Genomic DNA, 13,168 nt, shown 5'->3' with positions numbered 1-13,168 from the left:
GCCATATACATCCAGCAGGGTGCCGAAGGGTTTGTCGGCCTGGGTGTTCTTGGCGCGGGCGTAAACCAGCGAGCGCTGGTCACGCGAGAAGGGCAGCTGCTCGCCATCGGCTTCCAGCAGGTACTGGCGGATTTCCGGGCGGATGGCCTCCACCAGATAGCGGATATTGCCCAGCACCGGGTAATTGCGCCGCACGGCGTGGCGGGTTTGCGTGAGGTCCAGCACGCCCAGCAGGCTGAGCGCGATGGCGGTGAGGGTGAAGGGCCACAGCCATTCGATCTGGTGCAATACCAGGCCGATCAGGCTGAGCAGGATGCAGGCGGCGAAAAAAGCATAGCGACTGAGCAGGGACAGGTTCATGCGGGCTCCGGCAGGCGTGGGCTGAATGCGATGTGGAACAGGACAAGGCTTGAGACTTGTCCTGCCTGATCGGGTTCAGCTTAGCGCCCAGGCCGGGGCAGTGCCATGGCTGATGGCAGCGCAGTGACGGTGTTAATGAAAGCGCACGATGTCGCCGTTGCAATCGAACGCCAGATAGCGCGACACATCGCCACCGGTCTGGATGGTCTGGATCATGCGCTTGAGCGCCGCTTCGATATCGGCTGCGGCGGGCGGGCCACCGGCGCTGCCGTCCAGACAGGCGACAAACACGATTTGCCACGACTCGCCCATGCGGGCGGATTCGGCTTGCAGGCTGGCAAAGTCCACCAGCTCTCCGGCTGCGCGGTCCAGGCACATGATGGGCAGCAGGATGCCGCCCTGGCCGCGGGCAAAGCGTTCGGCTTCCTGCGGCTGGTGGTCGTCATGCAGTACTGCCTTGGCAAATACCAGCAGCAGCTGTTGCGGGACAGGCTGCTGGCGGGCGGCAGCCAGCAGGGTGTTGAAATCGTGGATATCCATGGTCAGGCACTCGACAAGGTGGGCGCACACAGTGTGGCTGCCGGCATGGCCGCTGGCCATTCTCCGCAGGAACTAGTCTGGCAGCGCAGTGGAATTAGACCGCAATAAAGCGGATGCGCGGTCGGGGCCGCCCCTTTATGCTGACAGCCATCACAACAAGGGAGGCGCGACGATGAATCGCGACATGGTGGGACTGGTGGTGCTGGCGGCCCTGTGGGGCGGCTCGTTTCTGTTCATGCGGGTGGCCGTACCCGAACTGGGCGCTGTGCCGCTGATTGCCTTGCGCCTGGCGCTGGCGTCGCTGGTGCTGTTACCGGTCTTGCTGCTGCGCGGTGGCCTGCCCCTGTGGCGGCAGCACTGGCTGCGCATTGCCGTGGTGGGGGTGTTTCTGTCGGCCCTGCCGTTCTGCCTGATTGCCTGGGCCAGCCATAGCCTGCCGGCGGGCGTAGCATCGGTACTGAATGCCACCACCCCGTTGATGACTGCGCTATGGGCCATTCCGCTGGCGGGTGAGCGCATGCGCTTTGCGCGCGCCGCGGGCTTGCTGCTGGGTTTGGCCGGGGTGCTGGTGTTGATGCTGGGGCGTGGTGCGGCATTCGACGTGCAGTCGCTGCTGCCGGTGCTGGCCATGCTGGGGGCCACTGCCTGTTACGGTTGGTCCGGTCATATGGCGCGGCGCTGGTTGCCCGGCCTGCCGCCGCTGGTTACCGCCACCGGCAGCCTGTTCAGCGGTGCCGTGCTGGTGGCACCACTGGCCTTGTTCTCGCTGCCGGCACAGGCACCCTCACCCATGGTGTGGGGCGCGGTGCTGGCCCTGGCCGTGGGCTGTACTTCGCTGGCTTATCTCATCTACTACCGTCTGATTGACCGGCTGGGCGCGACACGCGCCAGCACGGTGACCTATCTGGTGCCGGTATTCGGTGTGCTGTGGGGGGCCTTGTTTCTGCAAGAGGCGGTCAGCTGGCCGATGCTGCTTGGCGGGGTGCTGATTCTGGGCGGAGTGTTGCTGCTGGGCTGGCGACCCCGGTCCTGAGTCTCCAGCCGTTTGCAGCCGGTTTCAGGCGGTAGCTGCTGCAGTGGTGAGTGGCAACAGGATACATACCCGGAAGCCACCGTCAGCCTCATCCACAAAGCGCAGTTGTCCGTGGTGCTGCTTTACCACGCGCGAGACGATGGCCAGCCCAAGGCCGCTGCCGCCATCGGTGCCGCGGTGTTCGGCCAGCCGCTCGAACGGTGCCAGGGCCGATTCGCGCAGCGCTGCCGGAATTCCCGCACCATGGTCGATCACACTGAGCGTGGCCATATTGTCCTGGCTGGCCACTTCCACCCGGATTGGCGGTTTGCCGTAACGCCGGGCATTTTCCAGCAGATTGGACAGCAGGCGCTCCAGCGCCAGCGCATCGGCGTGCAGTTCCGGCTCGGCCAGACGATCCAGGTGGACATCCAGCCCGCTGCGGCCAAAGCGCGCCACTACGCTGTCGGCCAGCTCTGCCAGGGCAACCGGCTCCAGCCGGGCCGATTCCTCGGCGCGGGCAAAGTCGATGAACTGGCGCACAATGCGCGACAGCTCGTCGATATCCGCCAGCATGTCCGGGGTGTCCGGGCTGCTGTCCTGCAGCTCCAGCATCAGTTTCAGCCGGGTCAGCGGGGTACGCAGGTCGTGCGACAGGCCGGCCAGCATCAGCCGGCGTTCCCGCGCGGCATTGTCCAGCGCGCTGGCCATGTGGTTGAAGCCGCGCGCCAGGGCAATCAGCTCGCGCGGGCCGTCTTCGGCCAGCGGCGGTGGCAGCTTGCCGCCTGCCAGCTCGCGCGAGGCATCCACCACCTTGCTGATGGGGCGGGTGATGCGCCAAGCCACCACTGATGCCAGCAGGATGGCCAGCACGGTGGCCAGCAACGCAGCCTGGATCAGCGAATAAATGGGGCGGTCGCTATAGCGGCCAAACGGAATCACCAGCCAGTACGGTGTGTCCAGCACATGCACGTTCACCCACAGCTCGTTGCGGTCTTCGCGGTGCACCATGTAGCCGTGCACGGTGTCTCCCAGGCCCTTGCTCAGCCGGCTGACCAGGCTGTCGGCCACGCGGGGCAGTTCCTTGTCAAACTGTTGGCGGGGAGCGGACTCCTGCGGCAGCAGGCGTGGCAGGCCGGGCCGGTTGTAGCTGGCCAGAAAAGCGGTGCGCTGGGCCGGGTTCATGTTGTCCATCGAACCCTCCAGAAACGCCAGGGTGTCCACCACCTGGGCATACAGCTGCTTGTCCATCAGCTTGTGGCGCTCGCCTGCGGCAATGTAGACCGTCACCACCTGGGTGGTGACCACCACCACCACCACCAGCACGATCAGGCGAAACAGCAGGGAACCGGCAAGGCGTCGCAGCACGGCTTACTCCCGCTCGCTGCCGTCAGGCACAAAGACATAGCCATAACCCCACACCGTCTGGATGAAGCGCAGCGGGCTGTCGCCAGCCTCCAGTGCCTTGCGCAGGCGGGAAATATGCACGTCGATGCTGCGGTCCAGCGATTCGCCATTGCCCTTGCCCAGTGCCATTTCCATCAGCTGTTCGCGGGTGAGCGGGCGGCGCGGATGAGTGGCCAGTACGGTGAGCACGGCAAATTCCGCCGTGGTCAGCGGCAGCACCTGCTGGTTTTTTTGCAGCTCGCGGCGGCCCAGATTGAGCTGGAAGTCGCCAAACTCGATGATTTCGTCGGATTCATGCCGGGCGGCCAGCGCCGGCGTGGCATGATGGCGGCGCAATACCGACTGGATGCGTGCGGTCAGTTCGCGCGGGTTGAACGGTTTGGGCAGGTAGTCGTCCGCGCCCATTTCCAGTCCCAGGATGCGGTCCACGTCTTCACCGCGCGCGGTCAGCATGATTACTGGCACGGTTTCGCCCTGGGCACGCAGGCGGCGCACCACGGCCAGACCGTCATCACCCGGCATCATCACGTCCAGTACCATCAGGTCGGGGCGGTTGCGTGCCAGTTTGCGGTCCAGTTCGCGCGCGTCCGGCAGGGTGTCCACCACATAGCCTTGCTGGCCCAGATAGCGGGTAAGCAGTTCGCGCAGCTTGGCGTCGTCGTCGACGATCAGAATCTTGTTGTGTTCCATGATATTTTCCTTGATGGCGCGGCGGAGTGTGACAGCCGTCATGCTAATGGCAAAGCTTAACGTGCCTCGGCGCTGGCGGCGATGGGGCTTCATGAATTTCTGTTAAACCCTGATGGCCATTCACATTAGTTAACATTTGGTAACATACGGCACACGGTTGGGCAAAAACGGGCTCCTACACTGCCATTGTGTCCTGTATGCCGGAGTACATCATGAGCAACAAATCCCTGATTTGCATGACAGTCATCCTGTCTGCGCTACTGGCGCCTGCACTGGCGCGTGCCGATGAACGCGGTGGCAATGGTGCGGATATCCGCGAGGCCCGCCAGCAAGCCCATGCCCAGGTCAGCCTGGCAACGTCATCTGCCACCACCGTGGGCGAGCCGGCAGTCAGCCCGCCGTACAGCATGCGCCGTCCTGCAGACGAGAAATGAATCCCGCGGCATTTGCCGTGTATCCCACCCGCCTTCTGCCCCGATTCCCAAGCATCGTCGTGGCAGGAGGCCTGATGTCAGGTTAAAATACAGCCATGAAGTACCATGCCATTTATGTCCTGCTGTTTGCTTCGGTGACGGCATTTGCCTTGCCGGTAGCTGCACAGGGCCCGGATGGCATGCAGGACGGAGCAACCGAGTTTCCGCATCAGGGCCGGCCACCGGCTGGCGAAGAGCGTCGCTTGCGTAATCTGCGCCTGAAGGAGGCCGTGCAAGCCGGTGACTTGTCGCCGGAAGATGCACGCCGTTTGCAGCGCAAGCATCCCGGCCCGCCATTGCCCCCGCCTGCGGGAAACGGCATGGAGCGGTATGGCCCGGATGGTTTCTCCCGTCCGCCTCCGCCCCCGCCGGCTCAGCGCAATTTCTGGCGTGACAAGCGGCAAAAGGCGCAGGAGCAATACCAGAACGATTGACCCGGTTGCATGGTGCGCCGGGGATTGCCAGTGGCAGGGACACGGCTTTGAACACAGCTTGGGGAAAACGGATTCGTATGCGCAGCTTGTCCTGCTTGATCGGGCTGCTGCTTTTGCCGACGGCGCTGGTCCAGGCGGGAGTTCCCGACTGTGACAGGGCCATGGCACCACAGCGCTGTGCCAGTTATCGCCAGGCCTGGCTCAGCTGTAACGATATGACTGACGGTGCGGCACGCGCCTGTATCGAACAATACACGCCTGCGCTCAGTTGCAAGCGTAGTCGCGATGCACGGCAGTGCGAGGCCTTGCAGGCGGCTCAACAGGCTTGTGACGGCACGGAAGGCGCGGCACGGCGGCTGTGCGTGCGCGAGCGCATACCCGCAGCCGATTGCAGTCACGCCAGTAACAAGGCGCGTTGCGAGCAACGTGCCGCTGCCGAATGGCAATGTGCCGAAACCGCCGGCCAGCAGGGCCGTGAATGTGTGCGCAAGGCACTGATTCCGCCCCCGGCCGCAGCCAGTCGTCCGGCACCACGCCGTTAACCTTGGTGTGATTTATCCGAAAAGACCCGGCAGCGCCGGGTCTTTTCAACTTGATGACAAACCCCCTCTCGCTTTCTGAAAAGAAAGCGAGGCTCCCTTTCAGGGAAAGGGCGGGGGGATTGGGATTAGACGGGAAGGCTGTGGAATAAGGTGCTTGGTCGTAAGGCCCGGCTTTGCCGGGTCCTGTGCAATCGAACCAGATTACTTTGTCAGCAGCCTGGATGGCATGGTTTCAGGGCAGCAGGATCAGCGAGCCGGTGGTGCGGCGGCTTTCCAGGTCGCGGTGTGCCTGTGCCGCATCGGCCAGTGCATAGCGGGCAGAAGGTGTCACCTTGATGCTGCCGTCGCCAATGCGGGCAAACAGCGCCTGGGCAGAGGCCTCCAGTTCGCTCCGGCTGGCCACATAGTCAGCCAGTTTGGGGCGGGTGAAGAACAGCGAACCCTTTTGTGACAACAGCAGCGGCTCGAAGGCCGGTACGGCGCCGGAGGCATTGCCGAAGCTGACAAAAGTGCCGCGCGGTGCCAGGCTGTTGAGCGACATTTCGAAAGTACTTTTTCCCACCGAATCGTAAACCACCGGCACGCCTTGCCCGCCGGTAATCTCACGCACACGCGCCACCACATCTTCCTGGTTGTAATTGATGACATGCTGGCAACCCAGCTGTCGCGCCAGTTCCCCCTTGGCGGCGGAACCGACGGTACCAATCACGTTTACCCCCAGCGCATGCAGCCATTGCACGGCAATCTGGCCCACGCCTCCGGCGGCGGCATGCCACAGCACGGTCATGCCGGGCTGCACCGCAAAGGTGCGGCGGATCAGGTACTCCACGGTCATGCCCTGCAACATGGCGCAGGCAGCCACCTCGTCACTGATATGGTCCGGCAGTTTCACCAGTACGGCGGCCGGAATCAGCCGTTCGCTGCTGTAGGCACCCAGCGGTCCGCCCGCGTAGGCCACCCGGTCACCCACTGCCACCTGACTGACGCCTTCGCCCACCGCCAGCACGGTGCCGGCGGCTTCGCTGCCCAGGCCGCTGGGCAGCGAGACCGGATACAAGCCGCCACGCTGGTAGGTATCGATAAAGTTGATGCCGATGGCACTGTGGCGCAGCAGGACCTCACCCGGCCCGGGCTGGCCTGTCGTCACGTCCTCCAGTTGCAGTACTTCCGGGCCTCCATGTTGATGGAAACGGATTGCCTGGCTCATCTTGCCTCCCTTGGCTGGCCGATTGAGGAAGTGCCGAGTCTGCGCCTGCCTGCTTTGTACCGGCAAGCGTCTTGTGCTGAACAGTCTGTTTTTTAAGGGTTACTGCTTGGTATTTGGCTGTATTTGTTTCTACATTGAATCAATCCCTGACATTGTGCTGTGCGATACAGGGGCAAGGTGCGACGGGCGGGAAACAGGAAAGGGCAGGACATGAAAGGCGTGGTATTTACCGAATTCATGGAAATGGTGGAAGCGCGTTTTTCTGCCGACATGGTGGATGACATCATCGACGATGCGCAGATCAAGTCCGGCGGTGCATATACCGCAGTGGGCAGCTATCCTTTTGCCGAAATGGTGGCGCTGGTGACGGCCTTGTCGCAGCGCAGCGGGCTGGAGCCTCAGGTGCTGATCTACACATTCGGTCATTATCTGTTTGGACGCTTTGCCCAGTTGTATCCATACAGCATACAGGGCTGCAATAATGCATTCATGGTGTTGAGCAATATCGAAAAACACATCCACCAGGAAGTGCACAAGCTCTACCCGGATGCGCAACTGCCACATATCGAGGTGCTCAGCAGCGATGAGCGCTGCCTGACCCTGTTGTACCGTTCGCCACGTTGTCTGGCATCGCTTGCTACCGGGCTGATCCAGGGGGCGCTGGATCATTTTTCCGAACAGGGCCGTATCACCGCAGAGCCATTGAATGCAGACGGTAGTGAGGTGCGCTTTGTAGTGGAGTTGCTATGAGCCAGAGCGAGGAGTCCCGGCTGCAAGAGCAATTGCAGCGCTATCAAAAGCGCTATTTACGCGAGAAAACCGCCCGCAAGGAAGCAGAAAGCCTGCTGGAGCAGCGTAGCCGTGCCTTGTATGACGCCAATTTCGAGCTGTCCACCGTGGCAGCCCAGTTGGAAAAGATTGTTGAATGGCGGATGGCCCAGCTATCCGAAGCCTTGCTCAAGGCCGAAATGGCGGCCAAGGCCAAGTCCGAATTCCTGGCGGTGATGAGCCATGAAATCCGCACCCCGCTCAATGGTGTGCTGGGCATGGCCGAGTTGTTATCCCATAGCCAGCTGACAGCCGAGCAGGGCGATCAGGTGGCGACGCTGAAAGAATGCGGCAGTTCCCTGCTGGCCCTGATCAACGACATTCTGGACCTGTCCAAGATTGATGCCGGCAAGCTCACGCTGGAGCAGCGGCCGTTCAATCTGTTCAGTCTGCTGGACAGCGTGGTCAACCTGTTTGAACCCAAGGCCATGGAAGCCGGGCTGACCGTCACCTGGCAGCGCCCGACCGGCCACGCTTGGCTGCTGGGGGACGCCACCCGTCTGCGACAGATCACCAGCAATCTCTTGAGCAATGCCATCAAGTTCACCCATCAGGGTGGCATTACGGTGACGGTGTCGATGGCACCGCTGGAAGATACCTTCGACATGCTGCGCTTGCAGCTGGATGTACGCGATACCGGCATAGGCATGACGCCGGAACAGATGAACAAGGTATTCACCGCCTTTGAGCAGGCCGATTCCACCACCACCCGCCGCTATGGCGGTACCGGCCTGGGACTGGCCATTTGTCGCCGCCTGGCCGAAGCCATGGGCGGACGGATTGATGTCAGCAGCACGCCGGGCGAGGGGAGTTGTTTCAGTGTCCACTGGGTGGCCACCAAGGTGGCGGCCCCGGCGCAAGAGGCTGTGGAACAGCAGCCGGTGGCAGCGCCGGTGGCGGTATCAAGCCAGCCGGTATCGGTGCTGGTGGCCGAGGACAATACGGTCAACCAGAAGTTGATCCTCAAGCTGCTGGACAAGCTGGGCTACCGCGATGTGCAACTGGCGGCCAATGGACGTCAGGCACTGGAGCAAGTCTGTCAGGGCGGGATAGAGCTGGTGTTGATGGACATGCAAATGCCGGAAATGGATGGCCTGGATGCCACCCGTGCCATCCGTCAGGCCGCGCTGGCGCAGCAACCACACATCATTGCGCTGACGGCGAACGCCTTTGATGAAGACCGCGAGCGCTGCCAGCAGGCCGGCATGGATGACTTCCTGTCCAAACCGGTCAGTCTGGAGCGCCTGTCCGCCGCCATGCAGCGCGGGCTGGGACGGCTCAGTCCGCCTGCTGCATCCACGCGAGCGTAGCCGGAAGGCACTCCGGCCAGCGTGCCAGCCGGTGATCATCACCGTTGAACACGGTCTGCCGTTGACCGCTATAACCGCGTGATGCCTGCTGCCAGGGCAGTACGGCATCGGCACTACCCAGCCACAACCAGTAACGACCCTTGACAATGCCTTGCGGTCGCATGTCTCGCAGCGCCTGCATGTCGGCCTCGCCCAGCACGTATTGCTCGCCGGTATAGGGGTTGGTTTGCGCGCCCAGATAGCGCTGCAAATCCAGATGCGGGGTGATGGCCGGGTTGATCAGCGCGGCCTTCCTGCCGTGTTTTTCAGCCAGTACCGTGGCATAGAAGCCCCCCAGCGAACTGCCGATCAAGGCGGTATTTGCCGGCAGGGACAGCAAGAGCGCTTCCGCCTCGGCAATGGCCTGGGCCGGATGGGAAGACAGGCGCGGGCAGTGCAGTTGCACCTGCGGTGCGTGTTGCTGGAGGAAACGCCGGGTTTCCTCGGCCTTGAGCGATTGTGGACCGGAATTGAATCCGTGCAGGTAAACGATATCCATGAATTGAAATCATCATCAAAAAACGGCAAGCCCAGAGGGTTGCCGTTTTTGTCTGGCTTGGCAAGCATTGTCTGTTTCACGTGAAACAAACTTGATGCACCGCAAGCTTGCCGGAAGCGTAAGGCTATTCGGCCTGCCAGGAGTAGGACTTGAGAATCGATTTGAGCTTGCCGCTGCGACGCATGGCGTCAATGCCCTGATTCAGGCGGTCGGTGCTGATGTGCGATTGCGGCGCAACGGCGCACATGGTGGGCATGTAGGTGACGGTAAGCGGATGTTGCTTGAACTGACGGGCCTCATCCGGATTGGTTTTGGCCCACCAGGCAATTTCCAGTTCCGATGAAATGGCCAGGTCGGTCAGCTTCTTCTGCAAGGATTTCACCAGCAGGTCCAGCCGCGGTTCGTCCACCCGCGTGGTGCGCCCAACCGCCCACAGGTGCTCCAGCGTCGGGTAGCTGTAACCGCGGATGGTGCCAATGCGCTTGCCCACCATTTCGTCGGCCTGATGGATATCCGGTACGCCCTTGAGCGACAGCACCCGTTCGATCTGTGGATAGAATTCGCGCGTCCAGCCCAGCCGCGTGGCATTGCCGAACCATTCCGGGTTGGCATTGCACACGATATTCACCTTGCCGGTTTCGATGGTGCTTTCCACCCGCTTGCGGGCAATCACCACATACTGTGCTTTCATGCCCAGCTCGCCGGCCAGCGCATCGCCCAGTTCCTTGATCAGCCCGCTGGCCAGGTTCTGGTTGTCCGGGGTCAGCACCACGATGGGTGGTGCATCGGAGTCGGAAACGCCAATCTTCAGTATGCCCTCTGCATGGATTGGCAGGCTGAGTACTGCTCCCGCAAGCAGTAACGGCCAAGTCTTATTCAAAGCAACCATAAGCTTGTACTCTCTTCTTCTTAGTTAGTTGTCTGACAGTTCCAAGTGCAATGGTAAACTGTTCGGCCGCACCATGAGTGTGCCACCTATCGTTCTTCACCATACAGCCTGTTTGCCATGACCAAAAAACCCACGCATCCGGTATTTTCCCAGCTGTCCCAGCGCATCCTGATCCTGGATGGCGGCATGGGCACCATGATCCAGCGCCATGCGCTGCAAGAAGCGGATTACCGTGGCGAGCGGTTTGCCGACTGGTCCTGTGACGTAAAAGGCAACAACGACCTGCTGGTGCTGACCCGGCCGGATGTGATTGGCGGCATTCATCAGGCGTATCTGGATGCCGGGGCCGACATCATTGAAACCAACACTTTCAATGCCACGTCGATTGCCATGGCCGACTACCGGATGGAAAGCCTGGTGTGGGAAATCAACCACGCGGCGGCCCGCTTGGTGAAGGAGCTGTGTGTTGCGCAAACCGCAAAGAATCCGGCCAGGCCGCGCTTCTGTGCCGGCGTGCTGGGGCCGACCAACCGTACTGCCAGCATCAGCCCGGATGTGAACGACCCGGGTTATCGCAATGTCAGCTTTGACGAACTGGTCACGAGCTATACCGAGGCCATTGACGGCCTGGTGGCCGGCGGGGCGGACTTCCTGCTGGTGGAGACCATTTTCGACACACTGAACGCCAAGGCGGCAGTGTTTGCCATCCACCAGTATTTTGACGATCACCCGGACATCGCCCGTCTGCCCATCATGGTGTCCGGCACCATTACCGACCAGTCCGGCCGCACCCTGACCGGCCAGACCACCGAAGCCTTCTACAACAGCCTGTCGCACGCCGATGCCATGTCCTTCGGCCTCAACTGTGCGCTGGGGCCGGACCTGCTGCGTCCCTATGTGGAAGAACTGTCGCGCGTGTCCGCCACCTATGTGTCGGTGCATGCCAATGCCGGCCTGCCCAATGCCTTTGGCGGTTACGACCTGGAACCGGCAGCCATGGGCGACTATGTGCGTGAATGGGCCGAATCCGGCCTGATCAACATCGTCGGCGGCTGTTGCGGCACCACGCCCGAGCACATTGCCGCCATTGCCGCTGCGGTGGACGGCATTGCACCGCGCAGTTTGCCGCAGATCGAAGCCAAGTGCCGCCTGTCCGGGCTGGAGCCGTTCAACATTGGCGACAACGACCTGTTCGTCAACGTGGGCGAGCGTACCAATGTCACCGGCAGCCGCGCCTTTGCCAAGCTGATCCTGAACGGCGACTATGCCACCGCGCTGGATGTGGCACGCCAGCAGGTGGAAAACGGTGCGCAGATCATCGACATCAACATGGACGAGGGCATGCTGGATGCGCTGGCGGCCATGGATCGCTTCCTCAAGCTGATCGCCGCCGAGCCGGACATCGCCCGCGTGCCCATCATGATCGACTCCTCCAAGTGGGAAGTGATCGAAGCCGGCCTCAAGTGCATTCAGGGCAAGGGTATCGTCAACTCCATCTCCATGAAGGAAGGGGTGGACAAGTTCAAGGAACAAGCCCGCCTGCTGCGCCGTTACGGCGCGGCGGTGATCGTGATGGCCTTCGACGAAAAAGGCCAGGCCGACACCTACGCCCGCAAGGTGGAAATCTGCGAAAAGAGCTACCGCATCCTGGTGGACGAGGTGGGTTATCCGCCGGAAGACATCATCTTCGACCCCAATATCTTTGCCGTGGCTACTGGCATTGAAGAACACGCCCGCTATGGCCTGGATTTCATCGAAGCCACCGGCTGGATTCACCAGAACCTGCCGCATGCCAAGGTGTCCGGCGGCGTGTCCAATGTGTCCTTCTCCTTCCGCGGCAACAACAAGGTGCGCGAGGCGATTCACGCTGTGTTCCTCTACCACGCCATCCAGCGCGGCATGACCATGGGCATCGTCAATGCCGGGGCGCTGGAAGTGTATGACGAGGTAGACCCGGAGCTGCGCGAACGCATTGAAGATGTGGTGCTGATGCTTACCCCCAAGGATGGCGGCGATGCCACCGAGCACCTGATTGCACTGGCCGAACGCTTCAAGGGAGAAGCGGCGGGCGAGAAGAAGGGCGAGGACCTGTCCTGGCGCGAGTGGCCGGTGGAAAAGCGGCTGGAACACGCGCTGGTCAAGGGCATCACCACCTATATCGTGGAAGACACCGAAGAAGTCCGTCTCAAGAGCACACGCCCGATCCACGTGATCGAAGGCCCGCTGATGGACGGCATGAACGTGGTGGGCGACCTGTTTGGCGCCGGCAAGATGTTCCTGCCGCAGGTAGTGAAATCCGCCCGCGTGATGAAGGCCGCCGTGGCGCACCTGGAACCCTTCATCGAGGAAGAGAAGATTGCCCTCGGTCTGGCCGATGCCCCGGCCAAGGGCGTCATCATCATGGCCACGGTGAAGGGCGATGTGCACGACATCGGCAAGAACATCGTCGGTGTGGTGCTGCGCTGTAACAACTACAAGGTGATCGACCTGGGCGTGATGGTGCCGTGCCAGACCATTCTGGACGCCGCGCGCGAGCACAAGGCCGATATCATCGGCCTGTCCGGCCTGATTACCCCGTCGCTTGAAGAAATGAGCCATGTGGCCAAGGAAATGCAGCGCCAGGGCTTTGATATCCCGCTGCTGATTGGTGGCGCCACCACCTCCAAGGTCCATACCGCAGTGAAGATTGCGCCGCACTACCAGCATCCGGTGATTTATGTGCCGGATGCCAGCCGTGCGGTAGGTGTGTGTTCCAACCTGCTGTCCGACACCCTGCGCGATGGTTTTGTGGCCGAAGTGGCGGCCGAGTACCAGCGTGCCCGCGAAGGCCATGCCAACAAGGCCAGCCGCAAGGTGGTGAGCCTGGAGGCCGCGCGTGCCAACAAGCAGGCTACCGACTGGGCCAGTTACACCCCGCCCAAGCCGCAGTGGCTGGGTG

The 13,168-nt window shown here is 61.9% G+C and carries 13 protein-coding genes and 1 pseudogene; 7 read left to right on the top strand and 7 right to left on the bottom strand.

Annotated features, from left to right (window positions below):
* Both JHD62_RS19765 and JHD62_RS19760 read right to left on the bottom strand, forming a co-directional pair.
* Window positions 1-360: pseudogene (locus JHD62_RS19765) on the bottom strand (FMN-binding glutamate synthase family protein); the annotation flags it as partial.
* A 132-nt stretch (window positions 361-492) separates the two neighbouring features.
* Window positions 493-900, bottom strand: coding sequence for a ribonucleotide reductase subunit alpha (locus JHD62_RS19760; RefSeq protein WP_199104318.1), 408 nt, complete (start codon window positions 898-900; stop codon window positions 493-495).
* 172 nt (window positions 901-1,072) lie between these two features.
* Between JHD62_RS19760 and JHD62_RS19755 the strand changes: the two genes are divergently transcribed.
* Window positions 1,073-1,933 carry a DMT family transporter gene (locus JHD62_RS19755; RefSeq protein ID WP_045846312.1) on the top strand — a complete coding sequence of 287 codons (861 nt, stop codon included), beginning with the start codon at window positions 1,073-1,075 and terminating at the stop codon, window positions 1,931-1,933.
* A gap of 24 nt (window positions 1,934-1,957) precedes the next feature.
* On the opposite strand, the gene JHD62_RS19750 is transcribed toward JHD62_RS19755, so the two are convergent.
* Together JHD62_RS19750 and ompR are read right to left on the bottom strand one after the other, a co-directional pair.
* Window positions 1,958-3,280, bottom strand: a complete 1,323-nt coding sequence (locus tag JHD62_RS19750) for an ATP-binding protein (protein WP_370541099.1) — start codon at window positions 3,278-3,280, stop codon at window positions 1,958-1,960.
* Between the two features lie 3 nt (window positions 3,281-3,283).
* A complete protein-coding gene (gene ompR, locus JHD62_RS19745) occupies window positions 3,284-4,009 on the bottom strand; it encodes a two-component system response regulator OmpR (RefSeq protein WP_045846341.1) in 726 nt (241 codons plus the stop codon).
* Window positions 4,010-4,221: 212 nt separating this feature from the next.
* Here ompR and JHD62_RS19740 point away from each other — a divergent pair, with 212 nt between their 5' ends.
* The 3 genes from JHD62_RS19740 (at window position 4,222) to JHD62_RS19730 (ending at window position 5,458) form a co-directional block, all read left to right on the top strand.
* Window positions 4,222-4,443 carry a hypothetical protein gene (locus tag JHD62_RS19740; RefSeq protein WP_199104317.1) on the top strand — a complete coding sequence of 74 codons (222 nt, stop codon included), beginning with the start codon at window positions 4,222-4,224 and terminating at the stop codon, window positions 4,441-4,443.
* A gap of 95 nt (window positions 4,444-4,538) precedes the next feature.
* On the top strand, window positions 4,539-4,916 hold the full coding sequence (locus JHD62_RS19735; RefSeq protein ID WP_052693948.1) for a hypothetical protein: 378 nt from the start codon (window positions 4,539-4,541) through the stop codon (window positions 4,914-4,916).
* A 161-nt stretch (window positions 4,917-5,077) separates the two neighbouring features.
* The gene (locus JHD62_RS19730; protein WP_199104316.1) at window positions 5,078-5,458 is read left to right on the top strand and encodes a hypothetical protein; all 381 of its coding nucleotides are present in this window, start codon (window positions 5,078-5,080) and stop codon (window positions 5,456-5,458) included.
* A gap of 232 nt (window positions 5,459-5,690) precedes the next feature.
* On the opposite strand, the gene JHD62_RS19725 is transcribed toward JHD62_RS19730, so the two are convergent.
* Window positions 5,691-6,665, bottom strand: a complete 975-nt coding sequence (locus tag JHD62_RS19725; RefSeq protein WP_199104315.1) for a quinone oxidoreductase — start codon at window positions 6,663-6,665, stop codon at window positions 5,691-5,693.
* A 210-nt stretch (window positions 6,666-6,875) separates the two neighbouring features.
* Here JHD62_RS19725 and JHD62_RS19720 point away from each other — a divergent pair, with 210 nt between their 5' ends.
* Both JHD62_RS19720 and JHD62_RS19715 read left to right on the top strand, forming a co-directional pair.
* On the top strand, window positions 6,876-7,415 hold the full coding sequence (locus JHD62_RS19720; protein ID WP_199104314.1) for a heme NO-binding domain-containing protein: 540 nt from the start codon (window positions 6,876-6,878) through the stop codon (window positions 7,413-7,415).
* Window positions 7,412-8,803: an ATP-binding protein gene (locus JHD62_RS19715; RefSeq protein ID WP_199104313.1), complete on the top strand. Its 1,392-nt coding sequence runs from the start codon at window positions 7,412-7,414 to the stop codon at window positions 8,801-8,803. The genes JHD62_RS19720 and JHD62_RS19715 overlap by 4 nt, the downstream gene beginning before the upstream one ends.
* On the opposite strand, the gene JHD62_RS19710 is transcribed toward JHD62_RS19715, so the two are convergent.
* Both JHD62_RS19710 and JHD62_RS19705 read right to left on the bottom strand, forming a co-directional pair.
* On the bottom strand, window positions 8,772-9,341 hold the full coding sequence (locus JHD62_RS19710; protein ID WP_199104312.1) for a YqiA/YcfP family alpha/beta fold hydrolase: 570 nt from the start codon (window positions 9,339-9,341) through the stop codon (window positions 8,772-8,774). The two genes, JHD62_RS19715 and JHD62_RS19710, sit on opposite strands and share 32 nt — an antisense overlap.
* Before the next feature lie 124 nt (window positions 9,342-9,465).
* The gene (locus tag JHD62_RS19705; RefSeq protein ID WP_199104311.1) at window positions 9,466-10,230 is read right to left on the bottom strand and encodes an ABC transporter substrate-binding protein; all 765 of its coding nucleotides are present in this window, start codon (window positions 10,228-10,230) and stop codon (window positions 9,466-9,468) included.
* A 117-nt stretch (window positions 10,231-10,347) separates the two neighbouring features.
* Here JHD62_RS19705 and metH point away from each other — a divergent pair.
* A partial coding sequence (gene metH / locus JHD62_RS19700; RefSeq protein WP_199104310.1) for a methionine synthase occupies window positions 10,348-13,168 on the top strand: 2,821 nt, incomplete at its 3' end.

It is taken from the genome of Aquitalea sp. ASV11 (assembly GCF_016429185.1).
Taxonomy (GTDB): domain Bacteria; phylum Pseudomonadota; class Gammaproteobacteria; order Burkholderiales; family Chromobacteriaceae; genus Aquitalea; species Aquitalea pelogenes.
Note: the sequence above shows the minus strand (reverse complement) of the source record. Positions and strands in the feature narration are given on the sequence as shown.

What these genes read in the sequence shown, in the direction of transcription:
- JHD62_RS19735 (WP_052693948.1), top strand. Translation starts at nt 4,539, where the DNA reads ATGAAGTACCATGCCATTTATGTCCTGCTGTTTGCTTCGGTGACGGCA.
- JHD62_RS19720 (WP_199104314.1), top strand. Translation starts at nt 6,876, where the DNA reads ATGAAAGGCGTGGTATTTACCGAATTCATGGAAATGGTGGAAGCGCGT.
- JHD62_RS19725 (WP_199104315.1), bottom strand. Translation starts at nt 6,665, where the DNA reads ATGAGCCAGGCAATCCGTTTCCATCAACATGGAGGCCCGGAAGTACTG.
- JHD62_RS19755 (WP_045846312.1), top strand. Translation starts at nt 1,073, where the DNA reads ATGAATCGCGACATGGTGGGACTGGTGGTGCTGGCGGCCCTGTGGGGC.
- JHD62_RS19730 (WP_199104316.1), top strand. Translation starts at nt 5,078, where the DNA reads ATGGCACCACAGCGCTGTGCCAGTTATCGCCAGGCCTGGCTCAGCTGT.
- JHD62_RS19760 (WP_199104318.1), bottom strand. Translation starts at nt 900, where the DNA reads ATGGATATCCACGATTTCAACACCCTGCTGGCTGCCGCCCGCCAGCAG.
- ompR (WP_045846341.1), bottom strand. Translation starts at nt 4,009, where the DNA reads ATGGAACACAACAAGATTCTGATCGTCGACGACGACGCCAAGCTGCGC.
- JHD62_RS19705 (WP_199104311.1), bottom strand. Translation starts at nt 10,230, where the DNA reads ATGGTTGCTTTGAATAAGACTTGGCCGTTACTGCTTGCGGGAGCAGTA.
- JHD62_RS19740 (WP_199104317.1), top strand. Translation starts at nt 4,222, where the DNA reads ATGAGCAACAAATCCCTGATTTGCATGACAGTCATCCTGTCTGCGCTA.
- JHD62_RS19715 (WP_199104313.1), top strand. Translation starts at nt 7,412, where the DNA reads ATGAGCCAGAGCGAGGAGTCCCGGCTGCAAGAGCAATTGCAGCGCTAT.
- JHD62_RS19710 (WP_199104312.1), bottom strand. Translation starts at nt 9,341, where the DNA reads ATGGATATCGTTTACCTGCACGGATTCAATTCCGGTCCACAATCGCTC.